The organism is Exiguobacterium sp. s50 (assembly GCF_018618175.1).
GTDB classification, from domain to species: Bacteria; Bacillota; Bacilli; order Exiguobacteriales; family Exiguobacteriaceae; genus Exiguobacterium; species Exiguobacterium chiriqhucha.
In genome coordinates, this window is record NZ_JACSLP010000003.1 from 36,275 (window position 1) to 58,247 (window position 21,973).

The 21,973-nt window shown below is 51.6% G+C and carries 27 protein-coding genes; 6 read left to right on the top strand and 21 right to left on the bottom strand.

The genetic code is table 11. The annotated features are described in order from the left end of the window. Positions 1-32: 32 nt before the first annotated feature. Positions 33-1,700: a ribonuclease J1 gene (gene rnjA / locus KNP68_RS04690; protein WP_021066990.1), complete on the bottom strand. Its 1,668-nt coding sequence runs from the start codon at positions 1,698-1,700 to the stop codon at positions 33-35. 219 nt (positions 1,701-1,919) lie between these two features. Here rnjA and KNP68_RS04695 point away from each other — a divergent pair, with 219 nt between their 5' ends. After that, complete coding sequence (locus KNP68_RS04695) at positions 1,920-2,696, top strand: Cof-type HAD-IIB family hydrolase (RefSeq protein WP_029595761.1); 777 nt, start codon at positions 1,920-1,922, stop codon at positions 2,694-2,696. A gap of 32 nt (positions 2,697-2,728) precedes the next feature. On the opposite strand, the gene KNP68_RS04700 is transcribed toward KNP68_RS04695, so the two are convergent. The 5 genes from KNP68_RS04700 to KNP68_RS04720 all read right to left on the bottom strand — a co-directional run bounded on the left by KNP68_RS04700 (position 2,729) and on the right by KNP68_RS04720 (position 8,198). After that, positions 2,729-3,391, bottom strand: a complete 663-nt coding sequence (locus KNP68_RS04700) for a potassium channel family protein (protein WP_029595762.1) — start codon at positions 3,389-3,391, stop codon at positions 2,729-2,731. Between the two features lie 107 nt (positions 3,392-3,498). After that, positions 3,499-4,530: a cytochrome d ubiquinol oxidase subunit II gene (locus tag KNP68_RS04705; RefSeq protein WP_021066987.1), complete on the bottom strand. Its 1,032-nt coding sequence runs from the start codon at positions 4,528-4,530 to the stop codon at positions 3,499-3,501. Between the two features lie 14 nt (positions 4,531-4,544). Continuing rightward, a complete protein-coding gene (locus KNP68_RS04710) occupies positions 4,545-5,933 on the bottom strand; it encodes a cytochrome ubiquinol oxidase subunit I (RefSeq protein ID WP_214798915.1) in 1,389 nt (462 codons plus the stop codon). A 268-nt stretch (positions 5,934-6,201) separates the two neighbouring features. Continuing rightward, on the bottom strand, positions 6,202-7,323 hold the full coding sequence (locus tag KNP68_RS04715; RefSeq protein WP_131471124.1) for an N-acetyldiaminopimelate deacetylase: 1,122 nt from the start codon (positions 7,321-7,323) through the stop codon (positions 6,202-6,204). Beyond that, positions 7,320-8,198 (bottom strand): transcriptional regulator CcpC, encoded by an 879-nt coding sequence (locus KNP68_RS04720; protein ID WP_021066984.1) that lies wholly within the window; start codon positions 8,196-8,198, stop codon positions 7,320-7,322. Before KNP68_RS04720 ends, KNP68_RS04715 begins: the two co-directional genes overlap by 4 nt. Positions 8,199-8,308: 110 nt before the next feature. On the opposite strand from KNP68_RS04720, the gene KNP68_RS04725 reads away from it, so the two are divergent. Further along, complete coding sequence (locus KNP68_RS04725; protein WP_021066983.1) at positions 8,309-8,698, top strand: disulfide bond formation protein B; 390 nt, start codon at positions 8,309-8,311, stop codon at positions 8,696-8,698. A 381-nt stretch (positions 8,699-9,079) separates the two neighbouring features. Here KNP68_RS04725 and nadE read toward each other — a convergent pair whose 3' ends face one another. The 8 genes from nadE to KNP68_RS04765 all read right to left on the bottom strand — a co-directional run bounded on the left by nadE (position 9,080) and on the right by KNP68_RS04765 (position 14,703). Next, positions 9,080-9,895 carry an ammonia-dependent NAD(+) synthetase gene (gene nadE / locus KNP68_RS04730; protein WP_131471123.1) on the bottom strand — a complete coding sequence of 272 codons (816 nt, stop codon included), beginning with the start codon at positions 9,893-9,895 and terminating at the stop codon, positions 9,080-9,082. Between the two features lie 117 nt (positions 9,896-10,012). Beyond that, positions 10,013-10,855 (bottom strand): BsuPI-related putative proteinase inhibitor, encoded by an 843-nt coding sequence (locus KNP68_RS04735; RefSeq protein WP_242678884.1) that lies wholly within the window; start codon positions 10,853-10,855, stop codon positions 10,013-10,015. A gap of 100 nt (positions 10,856-10,955) precedes the next feature. After that, on the bottom strand, positions 10,956-11,150 hold the full coding sequence (locus KNP68_RS04740; protein WP_021066980.1) for a hypothetical protein: 195 nt from the start codon (positions 11,148-11,150) through the stop codon (positions 10,956-10,958). Positions 11,151-11,394: 244 nt separating this feature from the next. Next, a complete protein-coding gene (locus KNP68_RS04745) occupies positions 11,395-12,486 on the bottom strand; it encodes a virulence factor (protein WP_029595766.1) in 1,092 nt (363 codons plus the stop codon). Between the two features lie 72 nt (positions 12,487-12,558). Then, positions 12,559-12,798, bottom strand: a complete 240-nt coding sequence (locus KNP68_RS04750) for a hypothetical protein (RefSeq protein ID WP_214799090.1) — start codon at positions 12,796-12,798, stop codon at positions 12,559-12,561. A gap of 69 nt (positions 12,799-12,867) precedes the next feature. After that, positions 12,868-13,428: an NADPH-dependent FMN reductase gene (locus KNP68_RS04755; RefSeq protein ID WP_021066977.1), complete on the bottom strand. Its 561-nt coding sequence runs from the start codon at positions 13,426-13,428 to the stop codon at positions 12,868-12,870. Continuing rightward, positions 13,421-14,134, bottom strand: coding sequence for an alpha/beta fold hydrolase (locus tag KNP68_RS04760; protein ID WP_214713866.1), 714 nt, complete (start codon positions 14,132-14,134; stop codon positions 13,421-13,423). The genes KNP68_RS04755 and KNP68_RS04760 overlap by 8 nt, the downstream gene beginning before the upstream one ends. 2 nt (positions 14,135-14,136) lie before the next feature. Further along, entirely contained in the window at positions 14,137-14,703 is a 567-nt protein-coding gene (locus tag KNP68_RS04765) for a GNAT family N-acetyltransferase (RefSeq protein WP_021066975.1), read from the bottom strand. Between the two features lie 151 nt (positions 14,704-14,854). Between KNP68_RS04765 and KNP68_RS04770 the strand changes: the two genes are divergently transcribed. Together KNP68_RS04770 and KNP68_RS04775 are read left to right on the top strand one after the other, a co-directional pair. Then, positions 14,855-15,586 carry a hypothetical protein gene (locus tag KNP68_RS04770; RefSeq protein WP_214798917.1) on the top strand — a complete coding sequence of 244 codons (732 nt, stop codon included), beginning with the start codon at positions 14,855-14,857 and terminating at the stop codon, positions 15,584-15,586. 273 nt (positions 15,587-15,859) lie between these two features. Continuing rightward, the gene (locus KNP68_RS04775) at positions 15,860-16,147 is read left to right on the top strand and encodes an FHA domain-containing protein (protein WP_029595769.1); all 288 of its coding nucleotides are present in this window, start codon (positions 15,860-15,862) and stop codon (positions 16,145-16,147) included. A gap of 20 nt (positions 16,148-16,167) precedes the next feature. Here KNP68_RS04775 and KNP68_RS04780 read toward each other — a convergent pair whose 3' ends face one another. From KNP68_RS04780 to KNP68_RS04795, 4 genes are read right to left on the bottom strand one after another with little or no spacing between them, the layout of a single operon-like run. After that, positions 16,168-16,359 (bottom strand): hypothetical protein, encoded by a 192-nt coding sequence (locus tag KNP68_RS04780; RefSeq protein WP_058763287.1) that lies wholly within the window; start codon positions 16,357-16,359, stop codon positions 16,168-16,170. Next, positions 16,356-16,889: a hypothetical protein gene (locus tag KNP68_RS04785; RefSeq protein ID WP_214713868.1), complete on the bottom strand. Its 534-nt coding sequence runs from the start codon at positions 16,887-16,889 to the stop codon at positions 16,356-16,358. Before KNP68_RS04785 ends, KNP68_RS04780 begins: the two co-directional genes overlap by 4 nt. Continuing rightward, complete coding sequence (locus KNP68_RS04790) at positions 16,886-17,470, bottom strand: phosphatase PAP2 family protein (protein WP_214713870.1); 585 nt, start codon at positions 17,468-17,470, stop codon at positions 16,886-16,888. Before KNP68_RS04790 ends, KNP68_RS04785 begins: the two co-directional genes overlap by 4 nt. Then, positions 17,470-18,015: a phosphatidylglycerophosphatase A family protein gene (locus tag KNP68_RS04795; protein ID WP_029595773.1), complete on the bottom strand. Its 546-nt coding sequence runs from the start codon at positions 18,013-18,015 to the stop codon at positions 17,470-17,472. The genes KNP68_RS04790 and KNP68_RS04795 overlap by 1 nt, the downstream gene beginning before the upstream one ends. A gap of 172 nt (positions 18,016-18,187) precedes the next feature. Here KNP68_RS04795 and KNP68_RS04800 point away from each other — a divergent pair, with 172 nt between their 5' ends. Then, positions 18,188-18,697 (top strand): YjcG family protein, encoded by a 510-nt coding sequence (locus KNP68_RS04800; RefSeq protein ID WP_021066965.1) that lies wholly within the window; start codon positions 18,188-18,190, stop codon positions 18,695-18,697. A 2-nt stretch (positions 18,698-18,699) separates the two neighbouring features. On the opposite strand, the gene KNP68_RS04805 is transcribed toward KNP68_RS04800, so the two are convergent. Both KNP68_RS04805 and fabI read right to left on the bottom strand, forming a co-directional pair. After that, positions 18,700-18,888, bottom strand: coding sequence for a hypothetical protein (locus tag KNP68_RS04805; protein WP_021066964.1), 189 nt, complete (start codon positions 18,886-18,888; stop codon positions 18,700-18,702). Between the two features lie 84 nt (positions 18,889-18,972). Next, positions 18,973-19,746 (bottom strand): enoyl-ACP reductase FabI, encoded by a 774-nt coding sequence (fabI, locus tag KNP68_RS04810; RefSeq protein WP_058763280.1) that lies wholly within the window; start codon positions 19,744-19,746, stop codon positions 18,973-18,975. Between the two features lie 150 nt (positions 19,747-19,896). On the opposite strand from fabI, the gene KNP68_RS04815 reads away from it, so the two are divergent. After that, positions 19,897-21,063, top strand: a complete 1,167-nt coding sequence (locus KNP68_RS04815) for an FtsW/RodA/SpoVE family cell cycle protein (protein WP_021066962.1) — start codon at positions 19,897-19,899, stop codon at positions 21,061-21,063. 40 nt (positions 21,064-21,103) lie between these two features. Here the strand turns inward: KNP68_RS04815 and KNP68_RS04820 are convergent, their stop codons facing one another. Then, positions 21,104-21,970, bottom strand: a complete 867-nt coding sequence (locus KNP68_RS04820) for an RluA family pseudouridine synthase (protein WP_214713872.1) — start codon at positions 21,968-21,970, stop codon at positions 21,104-21,106. Positions 21,971-21,973: the final 3 nt, after the last annotated feature.

A 21,973-nucleotide genomic window follows, 5' to 3' on the forward strand; every position in this document is an offset into this window, starting at 1 on the left:
AAACGGGCTGTAGTCCCCTACAGCCCGCTCGTTCATACTTCCATGATGATCGGAAGAACCATTGGGTGTCTTCGTGTTTTTTGTGCCAAGTATGGCGTGAGTGTATCCGAGACGAGTTGTTTCAACTCCGACCACTTCATCTGTTTGTTCGACAACCCTTGCTCGACCGTCTTCTTGAGCAAGCGCTCGCCGTCACGAATCAAGCTGCCCGATTCGCGCATATAGACGAAGCCGCGTGAAATGATATCCGGACCTGAGACGAGTTTACGCGTCTTGCCGTCGATGCTGATGACGACGACGACGAGTCCGTCCTCTGAAAGGATGCGGCGATCGCGCAAGACGATATTGCCGATGTCCCCGATGCCGTTTCCGTCGACGTACACGGCGTTGGCCGAGATTTTCCCGGTGATGGCGGCCGAGTCGGCGTCGACGGCGAGCACTTCACCGTTATCCATGATGAAGCTGTTCTCTTTCGGGATGCCGACCGATTCGGCGAGTTCGGCGTGTTTCACCAACATGCGATACTCCCCGTGAATCGGCATAAAGAATTTCGGGTTGAGCAAGCGGATCATGAGCAATTGCTCTTGTTGCGACCCGTGACCCGACGTGTGGATGTTCGTCAATTTTCCGTAAACGACGTCCGCGCCGGCTTTATACAATTGGTCGATCGTTTTCCCGACCGAAATGGCGTTACCCGGAATCGGAGATGACGAGAAGATGACCGTGTCGCCAGGAATGATCGATACTTGACGGTGTGTTCCGTTGGCGATGCGGCTGAGCGCAGCCATCGGCTCACCTTGCGAACCGGTACAAAGAATCGCCACTTCATGCGGCTCGTAGTTCCGTAACTGATTCGCTTCGACGATCATGCCTTTCGGGACGTTGATGAAGCCGAGTTCTTGCCCGATCGTCATGACCTTGTCCATCGAGCGGCCGAAGATGGCCAAATGACGGCCTGTTTCGGCACACGCATCGACGACTTGTTGCAAGCGGTAGATGTTCGAGGCGAACGTCGCGAAGATGACGCGCCCTTCGGCTTTCCGGAACGTCTCACTGATCGTGCCGCCGACAACTTTTTCACTCATCGTGAAGCCTTCGACTTCTGCGTTCGTCGAATCGGACAAGAGGCAAAGCACGCCTTCTTTCCCGATGTCTGCCATCTTGGCAATGTCAGCCGGTTCGCCGACCGGTGTGAAGTCGAACTTAAAGTCACCGGTATGGACGATATTCCCTTGTGGCGTCTTCACGACGACACCGAGCGAGTTCGGAATCGAGTGAGTCGTGCGGAAGAATGAGATGCTCGTCTTTCTGAACTTGACGATGGCGTCCTCATCAATCTCATGCAGTTCCGCTTCCCGGAGCAACCCGTGCTCTTCGAGTTTCACTTTAATCAAGCCGAGCGCGAGTTTCGTCGCGTAAATCGGAAGCTTCACTTGTTTCAAGAGAAACGGGATGCCGCCGATATGGTCTTCGTGACCGTGGGTGATGAACACCCCTTTGACTTTGTCTTTGTTTTTAATCAAGTATGAGTAATCAGGGATCACGTAGTCGATTCCAAGCAAGTCATCCTCCGGGAACATGACGCCCGCATCGATGACGATGATTTCATCTTGGAATTGAACAACGTACGTGTTCTTCCCGATTTCTCCGAGTCCGCCTAGTGCGAACACAGCTGTTTGGTGGTTCTTTACAAACTTCATTTAATCTCTCCTTACTACAAGTAGTTGATGTTCATCTATGTGAAACATAAGTGATTCTCGCAATATAATTACGTTCCGTAAGATTCTTTCTTCATTATAGCTCATATTGTGACAATATTTCACTATTGACGTAAGATTGAGGGAGGTTTCTCGATTTCGTGTTATGCTTTTTAGTATACAACTGACTTAATCAAGACAGAGAAAGCATGGTGAAGAAAAATGGAAGATAAGAAAGTAGTCTTTTTTGACATCGATGGCACGTTGCTCCATGAAGGGTCGTACATTCCCCCTTCGACGATCGCGGCCATTCAGCAGCTACGCCACAACGGCGTCGAGACGTTCATCGCGACAGGGCGTGGCCCGGCGATGCTGTCTGATATCCCAGAACAGCTCGGCATCGACAGCTTTGTCTGCTACAACGGACAAATCGTCGTCCACCAAGGCGAGGTCGTCTATCGGAACACGTTGCCGACCGACGCGCTCCGTCGCTTGACCGAACATGCCGGCTCAAACGACCATACGCTCGTCTATCTCGGACAACACCGTGGCGGTGCCACGAAAGCGAACGACCATGTCGTCGAACAGTCACTCGGAGAACTTGATATGCCGATTCCGACATATGATCCGAATTTCCATATCGAACAGGCCGTCTATCAGACGCTCCTATATTGCGCGCCTGAAGAAGAACATCACTATTTGGATGCGTACGGCGAGTTTGATTTCATCCGCTGGCATCCGCACGCCATGGACGTCATCAATCGTGGCGCCAGTAAAGCCGACGGTATCCGTCACTTCATCGAGACGAACGGCTATCGGCTCGAGAACACGTACGCGTTCGGCGACGCCTTGAACGATTTGGCGATGCTTCAATACGTTGGAACGGGCATCGCAATGGGCAATGCCCGGGTCGAAGCGAAAGAAGTCGCCGACTTCGTGACGAAATCGATTCTCGAAGATGGAATCGAGTACGGCTTAAAATCAATGAAGCTCATTTAATGAAAAACGAGAGGCGCGCGCCTCTCGTTTTTTTATCTGGACCGAAGTGTGCGTTCGAGTCGATCCAAGTCCGTATCTTTCCCGATGATGATCAAGATGTCCTCTGGCAAAATCATCTCGTCGGCTTGCGGTGAGATGATGACGTCATCATTGCGGCGGACCGCGACGATGTTGACGCCGTATTTGGCGCGAAGGTCCAAATCGATGAGCGACTTGTTCGACAGTTTGTCCGACGCCTTGATTTCAACGATCGAGTGCTCGTTCGAGAGCTCGAGGTAGTCAAGGATGCTTTGGCTCATCAATCCGTTCGCAATCCGGATGCCCATGTCGCGCTCTGGGTGGACGATGTTATCGGCCCCGATGCGGCGCAGCACTTTCTCGTGATAATCATTCGTCGCCTTGACCGTGATGATTTGAACACCGAGCTCTTTTAAAATGAGTGTCGTCAAAATCGAGGCTTGAATGTTTTCACCGATGGCCACGATCACGTGTTCAAAGTTGCGAATGCCGAGACTTTTCAATACGTTCTCGTCGGTCGTGTCCGCGATGACCGCATGTGTCGCCAATCCCATAAACTCGTTGACGCGTTCTTCATCCGCATCAATCGCCAACACGTCATAACCGTTCGCCGATAGTTCCCGAACGATCGAGCCGCCAAACCGTCCTAATCCGATGACTGCAAATTCACCTGTCATAATTTCATACATCCCTTTCCTACGCTGTTTCTGTTCCCGATTCTTCGTACAGTGTAACCGATTCCCCTCAAAAAAACTATATAAAAAAAGACCGGAATATCCGGTCTTTACGCTTTACCACTCGAACGCTTTCCGCGTACATAGTCATTGTCGAACAAGAACAGGCGTAGCAAGAGATACAGCGCCGGTACGAGCAAGAGCAATCCGAGGATGAAGACGACGACGAGGGCGATGGCCATCGACTCGTTGACGACGCTTCCGTTGATGTCGATGTACGGATAAAGAATGTACGGCAAGTGCGTATATCCGTATCCGAACCAGGCCATAAAGAACTGACCCATGACCATCAAGAACGCGATGCCGTAGTTTCGCTTCATGTAGACGAGTGCAACGGCTACAGCGAAGAAGATGAAACTTGCAGCGAACCACCACCAGTTGCCCGCTAAGATGCTCTCATAATGCCAAGCTGCCTGCGACTTCAACCCGAAGAAGACGAGGCCCGACGCGACAATCGTCGGAACGCTCCAGAACAAGGCCCATTTTCGAACGAGTGGGACCGCCTGAGCGTCACGCGCCTTATCGGCATAGAACAAGAGGAACATGGCACTGATATAGAGCACCGACACGATTGCCAAGGTGACGACGGTCCAAGAGTAGAAGTTGGTGAACAACTTCATGCCGTCAAAAAAGACGCCCGACTCGGTCTCATTGATAAATCCACCTTGGCTGACGGTAAGAACGGTAGACATCGAGGCCGGGATTAACAGCCCAGTCGCCCCATATAAGAACATATAGAACGTGCTCTCTTTTGATCCATAGTTGGCAAACGCGTAGAAACTACCGCGAATCGCCAACAGAATCAACACGACCGAGGCCGGTACGAGAAGCGCCGTCCCGTAATAGTAAGCCGTATCTGGGAAAAACCCGACGATCCCGACGAAGAAGAAGACGAAGAACACGTTCGTCACTTCCCACGTCGGCGATAAATACCGTGCAATCAGACGGTTGATCTTTTGGTCCCGCTTCGTGTACTTACTATAGAAAGCGAAGAAGCCGGCACCGAAATCAATCGATGCGACGATGAGGTAGCCGTACAAAAACGTCCATAGTACGGCAATCCCTAATTCTTGAATCTGCATGTCATACCCTCCGATCACACTTCATCCGCGAACATCGCTTCACCGCGAAGCTCCGATTGTTTTAGTTCTTTCCCTACTGGGTTGTCTTTGAACAGACGAGTCAAGACGAGTACCGTGACCACGCCAAGAACTGCATACAGGATCGCAAAGGCGATAAGCATCCATCCTACGTTTGCCGATGTCGTCGCCGCTTCACTCGTGCGCATCAAATCATAGAGCGCCCAAGGCTGGCGACCGAACTCTGCGAAGAACCAACCGAACTCGATGGCCATCATCGCGAGCGGACCGCCTGCGGCGATGGCGATGAGCATCGGTTTACTGAATTGAGGCAGTCGCTTGATATACCGTCCGAGCACGAACAAGAACGAAATCAATGCCAGCAACATCCCAATCCCGACCATCGCATCAAACAGGTAGTGGATGAATAGTGGAGGTTGATCTTCTTTCGCAAATTCATCAAGACCGGTCACCTCGTAGTTCGGCACACCGCCCGCTAGGATTGACAAGGCGTACGGAATCTTCAAGGCGCCACGTACTTCGTAACCGCCCTCTCCGTCTTCCTCGAGCCATCCGCCTAGAATCAGCTCGGCCTCCGAGGAGGTTTCAAAATGCCACTCCGCAGCCGCCAATTTGTCCGGCTGGTACTTCGCCAAGTATTTACCTGAGAAGTCTCCGACGAGTGCAGTCGCAATCGCGAAGATGAGCGCGACGGTCATCGTCAAGCGAAGACCTTTTTTATGATACTCGATTGATAACTTGTCGAGTTGGTTCCGTCGCTGACGGAGCAACTGGACAGCGGCGATAGCAGCTAAAATGAACGCCGATGTCAGAATGGCCGACGTCAAGACGTGCGCCATTTTGGTCGGCATCGCCGGGCTGAACATCGCCTCGATTGGACTCACGTTGGCGAGTCGACCGTCGACAATATCAAATCCGACCGGCTGGTTCATGAAGCTGTTGACGGTCGTAATGAAGAACCCTGAGAACAAGGCACCGACCGCGACTGGAATCCCGACTAGCATATGGTGCCACGGGTTTTTAAATCGATCCCACGTGTACAAATAAATCCCGAGGAAGATCGCTTCAAAGAAGAAGGCGAACGTTTCCATGAACAGTGGAAGTGCGATCGTTTGACCGGCGACCCGCATGAGGTTCGGCCAAAGTAAAGACAGCTGGAGCCCGATTGCCGTACCTGTCACGACACCGACCGCTACTGTGACGACATATCCCCGTGACCACCGACGGGCCATCAAGGTGTATTTCGGATCTTTCTTTTTAATACCTAGAAACTCTGCCAATAAAATGAGTAATGGAACCCCGACGCCGATTGTGGCAAATATCACGTGGAAACCCAACGTGAGTGCCGTTAACGCCCGGCTCATCAGGACAGGATCTTGAAACATCTATTGATTACCTCCTATCTCTCTCTAGCGCTTTAAACCAATGTCTATCGCGCAACATCACAGATGATTTCCCTTGGATACCCTTATCATAATGATTTTATATAGCGCTGTAATGTTTCAATGCTTGAGTTCGCAAAATGTTCACATTTGAGCATGCTTAACAATATCGACGCTTTACAACTCTTACTTTTTTCCCAAATCTTTAACGGTTCACGCACAATTCTACACATTTCATACAAAAAAGCGGACACCGTCGTGTCCGCTTGCTTCACTTAATGATGGCCGTTCTAAAGAAATGATCGAACAGCTCGATGGCGACATCGATGGCCCGCTCATCCGGGTTGAGCGTCGATTGGTGAAGTCCCGACCCCATATCGTTCACGCCGAGCCAGACCATAAAGCCTGGAACTTGTTTCAGCATGTATCCGAAATCTTCACCGGTCATGGCCGGTACGCACGTCTTGTATGAGTATCCGACTTCCTCGACCGCTTCTTCGAATTGGAACAAATAACGTTCGTCGTTGACGACCTCGTGGTACCGGTTGCCGAACTCGAGGTCGATGTGGACGTTATACGTCATCTCCACCCCGGCGATGATTTGACGGATGCGTCGTTCGAGCACGACCATCTCCTTGTCCGACAAGGCCCGAATCGTACCGTCGAGCTTCGCCGTGTCCGCGATGATGTTCTCTTTCGTCCCAGCCATCACTTTCCCGATCGAGATGACCGCGCTGCCCATCGGGTCGATGTTCCGCGAGACGATTGTTTGCAGCTGCATAATCAACGCGGCCTGGACGATGACGGCATCAATTCCGGCGTGTGGGAAGGCACCATGCCCGCCTTTCCCATGAATCGTCAGATGCAACTCGCGCGCACTCGCGAATAATACACCTGGACGCGACGCGATTGTGCCGACAGGATATTCTGGTGCGACGTGAAGTCCGAACATCGCATCGGGACGGAAATGATAGAACAATTCCGACATGGCCATCGGCTCAGCTCCGCCCGGACCTTCTTCGGCTGGTTGGAAGAAGATGACGAGGTGATGGTCGAGCGGCTCTTCGACGGCTCGCTTAATCAACCCGAGAGCGATTGCCATATGAACGTCATGGCCACAGGCGTGCATCATCCCTTCATGGACCGAGGCAAACTCGAGGCCCGTCTCTTCGGTGATCGGTAAGCCGTCCATGTCGGCCCGGTAACCGATCGTCTTTTCACCGGCAAGCCCGTCGATGCGGACGAACAAACCGGTACGCCAATGCGAGATGTGCACGCGCGGCGAGTTCAAGGATCGAATCAGTTCCTCAAGCGTCGCCTGTGTCTTGAACTCTTCATAACCTCGTTCTGGAATCAAATGTAATTGCCGTCTTGCCTCAATTGCCCAACTCATTCCACACTCTCCTTCGTCACTTCATCAACAATCTCCCAAAACGCCTTCACTTGCGCCAACTCGAGCATCGACTCGGTCGATAACATCCACGTATCCCGGACGAGCGGAATCCCATCCGACGACGTGAGCGGAATCTTATTGATTGCCTCGACGTCGCGAATCGTCGACTCAGGTAAAATCGCGAATCCGATTCCGTGTAACGCCATCTGTTTGCACGTCTCGATTTGGTCGACGACGAGCGTCGTGAGCGGCGGGCTCGAGAAGCGCTCTTGCCACCACTCCAAAATTTCTTGATAATACGTCGAGTCGCTCTTGAATTGAATGAACGAACGCTCGTTATTCTTTAATTGTTTCAAATCGGTCATCCGCAAGTCGACCAGATGAAGCGAATCTGAGAACAATTTCATCTTCTCACCGCGCCAATCCGGATTCCCGCGAATGATGCCGATATGGAAATTTTCCTCTAGCATATAGCGCATCATCTCGCTTGACCAGCCCGTGACGAGTTTGACTCGAACCGATGGATACCGCTCGACGAATCGCTTCAAGACGCGCGGTAGCCAATACTGACCCATGATGGATGCGACAGCGATTTTTAATGTACCGTACACCTCACCTTGTTGCGCTGTCAACTCCCCACGCAGCTCCTGCTCCTCGCTATACATCTTCTTCGCGAAGTCGATGATTTTTTCACCGTCCGGCGTGAGCGCGAGGCCCCGTGTCGAACGGACAAAAATTTTCTTGCCCCACTGATGCTCGATTGTGACGAGGCGCTGACTGAGTGCGGGCTGGGAGACGAACAAGCGCTCCGCCGCTTTCCGCATATTCAACTCTTCGGCGAGGACGATTAACACTTCCACTTCTGATACTTGCATGACGTCACCTATTTCTCTATCGTTTCAAAGATTGTATACTGGATACGTTATTGCTTCACTGTATCATATCATGTTTGTCGATTAGTTTTGAATCGTCAGGAGGAAATCAGATGCAACGTCATCATTTTGCCTTTATTGTCGCCACCATCGCGACGCTCGGCAGTCTTTATTTCTCGGAAATCATGCTGTACGTGCCATGCAAGTTATGCTGGTTCCAACGCATATTTATGTATCCGCTCGCCATCTATTACTTGACGGTGCTTCTCTCGAACCGTGCTGTGAACAAATTGTTCGTCGGTCTCATGGCCGGGGCGGGTTGGGCAATCGCCCTCTATCACGTCATTCTCGAACGCATTCCGAACGGCGACGCGTTCTGCAGTAACGACTGTTTGATTCGTTGGGTGAACTACTTCGGATTCATCACGATCCCGCTGCTCAGCTTGATCGCGTTCACACTCATCTTGCTCATCCAATTCGTGCCGACACGCTCGAAGCGCTAATCTGTGATACACAAAAGAACCGGTCTATCGATCGGTTCTTTTGTGTGATTTACGATCGCTTTGGCCGGCATCCTTCGTTTCTGGGGCGATGCGGATGCCTCCGCAGCGCGAATCGCGCTTTACGGGGTCGTCCTTGCATCGCTCTCCCCTAGGAGTTCGGTTGCCGGCTTTTGGCATCGATTGATTTGTAGCATAGGGAAGTCCCTTCGATCCGGCCCGTGGCGCCCTGACTCATGCAGGTAAGCAATCCAACGAAGACCCCGCAGTGCCGGATTCGGCGCGAGGAGGCTTCGGGATTGCCTGCTGAAAGCATGGGCGCCTAACGGGACGGTTCGAAAGTTACCACATAAAAAAGAACCAGCCGGGGGCTGGTTCTTAAGATCACTGCCACCACTCGTCATAGAGCGAGGCCGGCATATGGTGTTTATGGCGCGACCGTTTGAAGATTGTCTCAATCCGTTCAGCGATGGCTGGATCGACTGATTTCCCTTCGAGATAATCATCGAGTTGATCATACGTCATCCCGAGAGCGACCTCGTCCGGGAGTCCCGGTTTGTCATCTTCCAAATCAGCCGTCGGCACTTTATAAATCAAGCTCTCATGCGCTTCAAGTTCATGGAGCAACGCTTTCCCTTGGCGCTTGTTCAATCCTGTGAGCGGCGTCAAGTCGGCCGCCCCGTCCCCGTGCTTCGTGTAAAAACCAGTGACGTATTCGGCCGCATGGTCCGTGCCGACGACGAGGGCACCGTACGTGGCTGCGATGTCGTATTGCACTTTCATCCGCTCGCGCGCTTTCGTGTTCCCTTTATGGAAGTCGCCAAGTTCGAGTCCCGTCGCTTCATGGAACGAGTTGGCTGAGGCATCGACGGCCGGTTTCACGTTGACCGTGAACGTTTTGTCCGGTCGAATGAAGTCGAGGGCACGTTTGGCGTCGGCCTCGTCATGTTGCTCGCCATATGGCAGACGGACGGCGTAGAATGTAAAGTCCGCACTTGTTTCCTCACGCAATTCTTCCATCGCCAGCTGGCAGAGCTTGCCGGCGAGCGTTGAGTCTTGTCCTCCCGAGATACCGAGGACGAGCCCTTTCGCGCCTGCTCGGTTGACATAAGCCTTTAAAAAATCGATTCGGCGACGAATCTCCTCGGCTGGGTTGATGGATGGTTTGACGTGTGTCGTCTCAATAATATGTTGCTGCATTCTCAACTTCCTCCCTATCTGATATTGGTTTGCCTAATTGTCTGACAATCTATGAATGCCGTCAACTTGTTTCATTCCCGAAACAAAACGACGGAAACCTAAGTTTCCGTCGTCCGGTTATTGAATGCGGAACGATGCGACGTCGCCGCCGATCGGTGTCATCTCCAAGAATAATGCTTTTCCTGCCGGTGGTTCTTCATCCATTAAGACACCAAATGTGAAGCTGCCACTTGTCACTTCGGCCGCACCTTGGGCATATAGATTATGACCGTCCGACACGCTCCATTCGAACTCTTCGACGTCCGTGTATCCAGAAACATCGATCGCGTTACCGTTCAATTTGATGACCACATCGCGGAACGAACCGTCCGTTTGCGCGGGTTGGTCGCTCGGCTCTTCAACGGGTTCTTCTGTCGTTTCTTCTGTCGTTTCTTCCGTCGTTTCTTCGGCCGGCTCTTCCGGTGTTTCTTCAGTCGGCACCTCGGAAGCTTCAACGGTCAGCGACTGTTGATCGGTGACCGCCATCTCAGGTGCACCTTCGACTTGGGCCAGACCGACGAAATCCACCGTGTACTCACCCGCTTCGAGCGTGAGTGGGAATACTTCATCGAACACTTTCTTCTCACCTGGTGCCCACGTCTCTTCGATAATCGATTCTGTGAACATATATTCACTGCCATAGTCGAAGATGGTCGTATCCCCGTTCATCACCGTCATCTGAAAGCGTTGCGACGAATTGAACGTCACGTTGACGGGCTCCTCGTTCGGATTCGTCATCGATACCGTCGCCGACAACTGTTTGGACTCGGCATCGTAGCTCACGTCCGTCTCGAGTGTCAATAAGGCAGGCGGTGTCGACGCGTTACCGTCCACATCGCTCGGGTTCGCTTCTTCTTTGCTGCAAGCCGCGACGACCAACATCATCGCCGTAACGATTGCCAATAACCAAGTTTTCTTCACGTATCCCACTCTCCTCTGAAAAATAAAAAAACGTCTATAGCACTAGTGTAAACGTTCGTGCAGACGTTTGTAATGGGTTTACGGATATTATTCACCTTTATTATGAAACTTGGACGTTTTCCACGTATTGCTGCCATCCTGTCATGAACAACGCGTCAGCGACGTCGATATCGGACCGAACTTGTGCAGAGATCGAGAACGTCTCGCTGTGAATCGACTCAAAGATGACCGTGATCATACCATCGACGACTTCCTTATAGGCTACGAGTTCTGGTGTTTCTGCAAAAAGCATCATGAGTGTGGCTCCTTTTCGGTTATAAGATATGTATAGTGTATCAACGATTATATTGAGAATAACGTCCCATCGTTCGACAGGCCAAAAGACCCGTTTACCCAACTGTCGAATTGCTGGTATCGATTGTTAGTCATTTGGATGAATTATCAAATTATTCGTGCAAAAAGAGAGACGAATCGCAATCCGATTCGTCTCTCTTCCTGTAACTGTAAAAAAATTAAATTCATGATTGTCGAATGATTTGTTACTTCGTTCGGTTTGAAATTTGTTGCCACACTGTCCCGAGTGCCGTTTCCCCGCTCGTGATCCGTTCTTTGGCAAGGCGTGCCTGCAACGACACCTCGAACTCACGATCGTCTTCGGCGATTTTGAGGGCGGGTACGGCCTGTTCATCTCCGCAGTCGAACAAGAATCGAGCGGCCCGCCACCGGACGAGCTTGCTCTTATCCTTGAGCGCCTCAATCATCGACGGTTGCGACTGCGGCAACGCCCAATCGGACACCGTGTCGCCGGCCGTACGCCGTACAATCGGTGACGAGTCGACGAGCGCCTGTTCGATATACGTGACATACTCTTCCCGATTCTCTTCGAACATGCCAATCATGACGACCGCTTGTCGACGGATGGCCATCACCTTGTCCTCGAGGGCGCGGCGGAAGTACACCATGTTGTCCGGGGTAATCTCGAGCTCGTCCAAGAACGCCAAACGTGCTTTCCAATCGTCTGATTGCAATTGGTTCGCATTGGCTTCATAGTCGGCTTCCCGGCCAAACGCCCGGGCGACGATGCGAGCGACCCGTTCTTCAGGATACGCCGCCTCGAGCTCTTCTTGCGCGACGACACTCACATCCTCGAGCTCGCCGTAACGCGGGGCTTGTTCGACCCAGCGTCGGTCTTGGATGACGTTTTTCACTTGGGCCTGCACGTCAAGTGCGGCGTCGACGAACCGTTTTGACAGACCGACCCGTTTTTCCGAATCGCCTTTGACGAGTTTCAATTGCATCGGCACATCGAGGACGAACTGGACCGAGACGTGCACCGGTTCGTAGTCCGCCGCCATTTGGCTTGCCTCGACTTCCGGCACGTCTTCCCCGAACGCGCGGCGAATCTCGTTCATGACGTCGTGCCAGTCATGTTTCGGATGGCGTTCGACGGCGAGGAAGTCGGAGACAGCGTAGACCGACTTGACCCCGCGTAAGCCGACGATGTCTTCAATGATCGGCGGCATATCACGGCTCGCCTTGTCATACGTGACACCACGGCCCGTGAACGCCGGTTCGACGATAATCTTCAAGTTATTTGGACTTGGAGTTGGTTCGATTGCTACTAATTTCATTCTCATCACCTCACTCTCAATCGTGACGAAAACGACAAAAAAACGCAAGCGAGTCGCTTGCGTCGTGAACAATCAAAATAGGGCGATGAACTGTTGGAGCGAATACTCTTCTCCTTCGACGATGAACGTATCATCTGCTGACACAGGCTCAAGGAAGAAGCGCTTCTCCCCATCGACCTTGACGTATCCGAAGATATGGCTCGTTTGATAGAACAATTCCACAATCGTCACCCGGCCGAACGTCATCCCGTCATTGATGATCGCCCGGTCCTCCAACTCGCCGCCATTATACAGTTCAATATACGTTTGCATGTTTGTCGTCGCTCCCTTTGTGTTTGTTTTCACAATTCATTTCTATCAAACAATCAGGGCGACTTCAAGTTAATTTTTTGCGTGACGCTTCCAAAAATCAATCCAGTTATAATACTCGGATAACACTCGGTCGATTTGTTGCCGAGACTTTTCATCATGTAATCCAGTATCATCAATCTTTTCTTTACAATGCGTGATAAAGATTTCATTTCCTGGTAAAACGTTAGCACGATTTGTGGCAAATACTTGACGGAGATGAATTTGACATCGCGCCGTCCCAAGCATACCCGGAGACGCCCCGGCAATCATGACCGGTTTCTCACGGAGCGGCGTGCCTGGTTCGAGCGACAGCCAATCGATTGCGTTCTTCAACACACCCGGGATGCTGTGGTTATATTCCGGGGTGACGACGAGCAGACCGTCCGCCTCACGCACGGCTCGTTTGAAGTCGCGCACGACTTCGGGTTCATCCGGGTCGATCAAGTCGTCGTTATAGAGCGGCATCTCAATCGAAGCAATCTCGACGTCGAACCGATCTTGGCCAAGCTCGATGATGGAATGGAGCAGCGCCGTGTTGTATGACGCCTTACGAAGACTTCCTGATACGGCAACGAGTTTGAATTTAGACATCCTGTACCTCCTTGAGCCAATCATTGATGAGTTGCGCTTCTCGTTCTGGCTGTTCCATCATCCCCATATGGCTAGCCGGTACCGTCTGTTTCGTATGACGGTCCGCCCCTAGGAAAGCGCGTTCCGCATCCATGTTCGGATCACTAGATCCATAGAGGAAGAGACCGGGCAAGTTCGTCGACCGGACCGTCTCCGTTTCATCGGCACGGTCGCGAATGGCCATCTGCGCGGAAATGATTCCTTCTTTTGACATCTCGTAGCCGATTTGCTTGGCGCGTTCAATCAACGCGGTGTCGGAATCAGCGGCAAACACACCCGGAATCATCGTGTCGATGAACGGATGTACCCCTTCTTCCATCACTCGTTCGATGGCTTCATTCCGCTTCACTTTGGCCGTCTCTGGATCAGCCGCCGCCGTCGAATGAATCAATCCGAAACCGGATAGCGCGTCCGGATGACGGCGGACGAGGTTGGTCGTGATGTAGCCCCCGAACGAATGACCGAGCACGATTGGACGCTTGAGATTGCGCAGTTTCATCTCAGAAAGTACCCAATCCGCAAACTGATCCATCGTCTCTGGTCCGGCCTCCGTCCCGGCATGTCCCGGTAATGTCAGCGCGTATACGTCCGCGTCCATCAATGGGATGAGTTCCTCAAAATAATCAGGTGATCCACACAATCCATGTAACAGCACAACTTGTCTCAACGTCATTCCTCCCTTTCGTTCCATTCGTCTTTCAAGAGACGATACATCGTCAAATCCATGAAACGTCCGTGACTATAGGCATAGTCATGGAGCAATCCTTCCTCCGTAAAGCCGAGCTTTTGCACCAACCGGTTCGACCCTTCGTTCCCTGGAGCGACGAGCGCCGAGATCCGATGAAACTTGAACTCGTCAAACCCGTATCGAATGACGGCAGACGCCGCCTCGAACGCGACACCCCGGCGCCAATGGCTCGGCGCGACCTCGAAGCCAATTTCGGCTCGAAAATACTGCGGGGTCCAGTTGTGAAAGCCGATCGTCCCAATCAGTTCGTTCGTGTCGCGGTCACAGATTGCCCAGCGAATCGCTTTTCCTTGCTGAAATTGATCTTTGAAATAAGCGATGACGTTCTTCGCCTCATAGACGGCCAGCAGAGGATCGGACCCGTAATAACGCATCACTTCCTCGGTCGAAAGAATCACATAGAGCGCCCTCGCGTCACGGGGTTCGAGTTCCCTCAAAATGAACCGGCTCGTCACGAGCTCGGGAAAGCTTTTTTTCAACCCCCACATATGGAATCCGCCTTTCTGCTTCTTTTCCTCAATTATAACCATTTTCCCAAAAAAACCATCATCTCAATCCTCTAGAACCGCTCAAACATGGCGCGCCACGAAAGGATTTGCTAAAATCAAACTATAGTGACTTCGAACTGAGGGGATAATTATGTCAAAACAGTTGTTCTATATTAAACAAGACCGAGAACTGCAACGTTTTACACTGCATGGCGTCACTTTAAACGATGTCACCGAGGCGTTATCACTCGCCCGCCCGATGATTATTTGTCGGACGGACATGAAAGGGATGAGACAGTCGTCCCGGACCCGGTTCCGCTATATCGAGGCGCACGAACTGTCGACGTTCTCGACCAAGTATTTAAATAACCAAACGAGTTTCACCGCCATCGACTTTCCTGACTATCATCTGCTTGAATCGCTATCGGATCACGAAATCGCTGAAATTTTGTTCCTCAGTCATATGGAACGTGGCTTAAAAGGACCTTTCTTGAACTCGATTCAAAACGAGATTGCCTTCTTCAACGAATCGAACGATCGTCATAGCAGCCTGTACATAAAAGACTGGTCGACGATCTCGCACTTCTTGCAGAGCGTGCTGCAAAGCAAGCTCGACCGCGACATTCGCAACATCAGTTTCGTCCCGATCCCGCTCCCGGTCATTGATGAGATTTTGGCGTTATCACCGCAAGGGTTGATTATCGATTTCGATCATACGAAGCGGAGCCTGTTCAATCGGCAAGTCTCGATTTCCTTCTATGTCGCCGGGCGTTACGAGGACATGTCGGTGCTCGAAGAAGACTTTGATGCGAAAAAAGAATCGATCGCGTTGAAAGGACAATTGACGTATCGCCGTCGTACGTGGGAGATTGAACGATTTTGAGTTCACCCGTGCAATAATCTTTATCGAACCTGAGCCAATCAGGTTCTTTTTTGTTATCCCGCTCATACGGATTACGTTTCAAATCCCATCACCAAGCGCCTGAGACACTATTTTTAAAAATTGATAACAAATTGTCTTAATTTTTCGTTAAATTAACTCTTTTCTTTTATCGCGAGGAGGGTATACTAGGAATAACCTTCTGGAGGAATGGAAGGCAATATAGAGAAAGCGAGGTGAAAATCTATTCATCACGCGGATGAATAGATACACGAGATGGAACAACTGAAAGTACAGGGAATGTCTTCGTTCACCAAGTTTGCGACGAATGGAAAAATGCTGAAACTAAAAGATGCAGTAGCCGGCGAGCAACGGATTTCGCTTCAAGAAGCGACCGATATTCAAGTCTCAATGCTCGACGAGGACCATTCGCGCTTCACTATATTCGGTCAGTCACACCCACTTGTCGAACTGACCCTTCCTCACCATTCTTGTGAAGTGTTACATGCCTGGTTATTACACAAGTTAAAACGACAAAAAATCAAATTGGCTTCTAACGCCTAAATGAACAAAGCGCGTTCCTCTTATGAGGACGCGCTTTGTTCGTTTTTCCGATAAATCGTCACGCCGCCGTGTTTCGCTTCACCCACGACTTCAAACAGCCAGCCCTTGTCGACCAAAAGTGAACGGACCGTCAAAAAGTCGTCTTTTGGGACGATGAGTTCGTCGACCGTCCCGTCGAGAAGTTCTTGAATTTTTGGTTCCCACTCGTTCATTTCACTTCATCCCTCTCCGTTTGTTGTCGGTTTGCCCAGGCGAACAATCGTTCACTCGTCTGCATCACATTTTCCGGTACGAACACATCTTCCGGCACCTGAGGATGCGACGCGACCGGCTCATCGATGGCGAGCACGACCGTTTCACCGAGTGCCCGCTCCACATAATCGGCTACAAACGCGATCCGTTCACCGTACGTTTTTGGCGCAGCGTCGTCGAGGGCGACCGCATAGGCCACATCCACTTCGTTGTCCTTTAATAAGACTCGGCCCGAATCGAGGATGGCGAACGGCGGGACCGCGTCGACATGAAACACTTCATAGGCTCGATACGCCGTCTCATCGCACGATAAGAGCGGCACGAAGCGTCGTTGTCCCGTCCACTTCTTGAGTTGGAACAACGTTCGCATCGCCGTGAATGACTTGGCCCCGGACGCATCTTTTTCGACCAAAATCGTCGGTGCGTCGGCCGCGTCCGCTCGAGTTTGGTCCATGAACAACCATGTTTCGACTTGTGAGACTAAAATCAATTTCGTTTCCTCCTTATTACTTCTGACCCTGCCACGATGACGAGCGCGACGAGCCACCCGCCGATGACGTCACTGAAATAGTGGACGTTCAAGATGACCCGGCTGAACGAGACGGCCAACACCATCGCGACAAGCAAGCCGAACCCGATCAAGTTTTCATTGCGGCGGTACATCAATATCGCCAGCATACCGTACAAGGCGAGTGATCCAGAGGCGTGACCGCTCGGGAAGCTATAAGTCGTCGCGTCGAGCGCGGCATCGATTGACGGTCGGTCAACCCCGAACACGAGCTTCAACACTTGTGTCACGAGAAGCGTGGCGATGACGACAATCGGCAAACGGAACGCCTCAAAGCGGTTCCCTCGCCATAAGAAATAGAGCATGCCAATAATGGATAGACCAATCAACACTTTCACACTGCCGAGCTCGGTCACATAAACGAACAATGGTCCAGCGAGCGGTTCAAGCAAAGCCGTGACGAAGCGGTCGACCGGTACGACCCAACCTAAAACGACGACCACCGAGAAGAGAACGAATCCAATCGTCCCGGTGATCGCCAGCTCTTGTAAGCGAGAAGTCATCAATACAACCCTTTCCGTTCCCGCATCTCGTCTTCGCCGAAGTCGGTCATGTCACGCAGACGGTGCGCCAACCGACCTGAGGCGTTCGCCGCGATGGCACCGACGAGGTCATCCATGAACGTATGGACTTGGCCGTCGTCCATTTTCGTGTCGAGCTGTTTGATGATCCCGATTTTCGCTTTGTCTAAGTATCCGAACGTCGTCACGGCAATCGAACCATATGTGTTGACGGCCCCGATCGCAATCGTCTCATCGACACCGAACAACCCTTCATCCGACGCCACGATTGACAAGAGCGGCTCCGACAATTGCCCGCGCTCGGCGAGCATGTCGAGTTCCGACCCGACGAGAATCGCGTGTTGGAGCTCGCGTTTATCTAACACGGCCTCGACCGAGTCCATGCAGTCTTTCAATGATAAGTGTGGCGAATACGGTGCTTGCATTTGATAGACGATTTCGGCGATCGATTCGATCGATACGCCCCGTTCAATTAAGCGAGCCCGTGCCGCGTCGCGTACATCGCGTGAGTGTGGTACATGTTTCATCATAGATGCGGGAACATTCCCGCTACACATCCTTTCATCTCGAGAAGAGCTTCTCGAAGTACTCAATGTCTATTATACTGAAAACTCGAAAAAAAGACTAAGCCCGCTTTGACTTCATTCATTAAATCGGTCATCATAAAAAAGTAGACCACTTTATAAAGGGGGAACTGGAATGAAGATTGGGGTAGTCTTATTTCCATCAAAACAAGTTCAAGACTTCGCCAACTCGTATCGGAAGCGATACGACACGAAGTATGCGTTGATCTCACCTCACGTGACGATCAAGGAACGCACTGAAATCGACGAGGCCGATTTGCCGAAAGTGCTCGAGTATCTCCAGCAAGTCGCAGACTCGACCAAACCGGTTCAATTGAAAATCGACGGGGTCCGCTCGTTCGCACCGACGAACAACGTCCTCTACTTAAAAGTATTGCCGACGCGCGAACTGTCAGCGCTTCACGACAAACTGCACGACGGTCTGCTCAAGCAGCCTCCGAAATACGAGTTTCTGCCGCATATCACCATCGGTCAAGATTTGACCGATGCCGAACTGTTCGACGTGCTCGAACGGATGCGAATGGAACAAGTGCATTTCGAGGAGACGATCAATCGCATGGCCGTCATGTATGAGCTCGAAAACGAAACATGGAACGTCTATGAGACGTTCCGGTTCCGCGGATAAGATTACACGCTCCGGTCGACGAAACGACCGGGGCTGTTTTGTTGTTCGGCTTCTAACCATTCTTCTTGACGGGGCCGGATTCGTTGGACACGTTGAATGCGTGTGACCGGCTCGATATTCGCCCGTTCTGTTGGTTGAACTTGGCGATTTCCATATTGGACGACTGTGAAATCAATCTGATAAGGACCCATGATCCAACCTCCTTCACAAGTCCTTACCCGAAATTCTTCAACGATAATACAAAAAAGAGCGTATCGCTACGCCCTTCCCCATCTTTATAAAATGTGATAACCGCTATCGACGTGGATGACTTCACCTGTCACGCCGCTGCCCATGCTCGACAAGAGGAACAGGCCGGTCGAGGCCACTTCTTCTACCGAGACGTTGCGGCGCAATGGCGCTTTTTGCTCGAGTTCAGACAAGATGCTGTTAAAGTCGCCGACTCCTTTAGCCGACAACGTCCGAATCGGGCCAGCCGAGATCGCATTGACGCGGACGCCGTGTGGGCCGTACTCGTTTGCCAAATATTTGACGCTCGAGTCGAGCGCCGCCTTGGCGACACCCATCAAGTTATAGTTCGGGACGACGCGTTCGCCGCCGAGATATGTGAGCGTGATGACCGATGCATCTTCTGCGAAGTACGGTTTGGCCGCTTTGACGACAGCCGTCAAGCTGTATGCCGAAATATCGAGCGCTTGCGCGAACTGGCCGCGTGTCATCTCTGAGAATTCACCGCGGAGTGCTTCTTTGTCTGCGAATGCGATCGAGTGCGCAATCCCTTGAATCGGGCCTGCTTGTTCATGAATCGTCCGGAACGTCGTGTCGATGGCTTCGTCGTTCGTGACGTCACACTCTAACAGCAAGGCTTCTCCGTTCAAGTCGGCTGCAAGCGACTCGAGTCCTGACTTGAAGCGTTCGCCCGCATATGTGAGCACGAGCTTCGCGCCTGCTGCGTCGAGCGTCTTCGCGATTCCCCAAGCGATCGAGCGTTTATTGGCGATTCCCATGACGACATACGTCTTATTCGTTAACGTTGGATAGATTGACATCGTAAACTCCCCTTTTTTAGTACCTGGTGATAATATCTGTTATCAGATTACAGAATGGTGTCTGTTTTGTCAACTAGCGCGTAACGTATTGCGATTTTTTTAACTTACGGTAAGATAAAATACGTAGAGAAAGGGTGAGACGACTTCATCATGAACCGCATTCAATCTTATTTTAAAAGTTTAGACACAACACTTTTGACAATCGTCTTTTTCTTGATGATCATCAGTTTAGGTGCCATCTATACGGCCCAACCGATGTTGCCGACGCGATTGCAACATATTAATTTCGCATTTGACCAAGGAATCCGCTACATCATTGGGTTCTTCGCCATGTTCGCCATCATGACCATCGAATATGAACAGTTGCGAAAAATACACTGGTATTTGTATGGCTTCGGGTTATTGCTACTAGCCGGTTTGATTCCGCTCCGCGATACGACTCTCGTTCCGAACATCAACGGGGCGTACGGCTGGTATAACGTACCGGGCTTCAGTTTCCAGCCAGCCGAATTCATGAAGTTGTTCTTACTTATTTCCATGGCGACGATCGTCTATGACCATAATAAACGCTACGGTTCGTCCCAACAGGACACATGGCTATTAATGAAATTGGTGCTTCTCGCCATTCCGCCTCTCGCGCTGATTGTGACGCAACCAGACTTAGGCACAGGGCTCGTGTTGATCACGATGCTCGGAGCGATTATCATCGTGTCTGGTATCGGGTGGAAGTGGTTGCTCGGATTGTTCAGCGCCGCTGCCTTAACGATCGGTGGCTTCATGTATTTGTTCTTCTCGCATTTCGAGTTGTTACAAAGTTTCGTGCCAGGCCACGCCTTGAATCGATTCCAAGCTTGGATTTACCCGTATGAGTATTCCGATGACCTGGCGTTCCAGTTAATCAAATCGCTTCAAGCGATTGGGTCTGGCCAAATGTTCGGGGCCGGCTATGGACAAGGGCTCGTCTATCTTCCTGAGTCGCAAACCGACTTCATCTTCGCCGTCATCGCCGAGCATTATGGCTTTATCGGGGCAGCGATCGTGATTATCGTTTTCTTCTTGTTCTTGTACCGAATGATTCATATCGCCCTCGAAGCGAGCAGTCCGTTCGGAAGCTACATCGTCACGGCCGTCATCGCCATGTTCACGTTCCAAATTTTCCAAAACATCGGGATGACGATCGGCGTCCTCCCGATCACCGGTCTGACGTTACCGTTCATCAGTTATGGTGGGACCGGGATCATCATGAACATGATCGCCATCGGGCTCGTCATGAACGTCGCCTCTAAATCAAAAACGTATATGTTCGACGACGACTAAACAATAGTCCCGCACTCATCCGAGTGCGGGACTATTGTTGTTACAGGATGAATTGGAAATCAGTCGGGTCAGGGGCTTGGATGAACAGCTTCTCGCCGGTCAATGGATGATTAAACGCCGCCGAAGCGCTATGGAGCGCATGACGGTCGAGAACAGTCTTGCCACCGTACATCGTATCCCCGAGCAACGGATGGCCGATATGGCGCAGATGGACCCGGATTTGATGCGTCCGACCGGTCTCAAGGGCAATCGATAGTGCCGTATATGCGCCATGCGCCTCCGCTTCGAGAATATGTGTGACAGCATGCTGTCCGTCCGCTGTCACGATTCGCTCCATAATCGAATCGGGGGCGCGGCCGATTGGGGCATCGATCGTCTGTGGTTCAAGCGGCCCTTCGACTAACGCGAGATACGTCCGCGACAAGCCGCCAGTCTGTTGCAACTCGCTAAAGCGATGATGCACGTATGCATATTTTGCGAACAGGACGACCCCGCTTGTGTCACGGTCGAGCCGGTTGATGACGTGAATCGCCGACTGCAATCCAATCTGTTCATAATAGCCGAGCACGGCGTTGGCGAGTGTATCATCCGGATGGAGCCGGGACGGGATTGTCGCAATGCCTGCCGGTTTGTCGACCGCGAGCAAATAGTCATCCTCAAATAGGATCGTGAGCGGCCGCTTGGAACGGACCATCGTCTCTGCGGGCTGTTCGACCGGGAAGTGGACGGTCACTGCCTCCCCTGCTCGGATGTCATAGCGGACGGTGCGAGGCTTGCCATCGACGAGGATGAGGCCACCTTGTTTGATTTGGGTCAACATCTTTCGTGAGATGCCACAGTCTGTCATTAAAAAGTCGCGCAACGGGACGGTTGTCTCCGCGACGCGACGCAATGTAAATCCGTACATCGG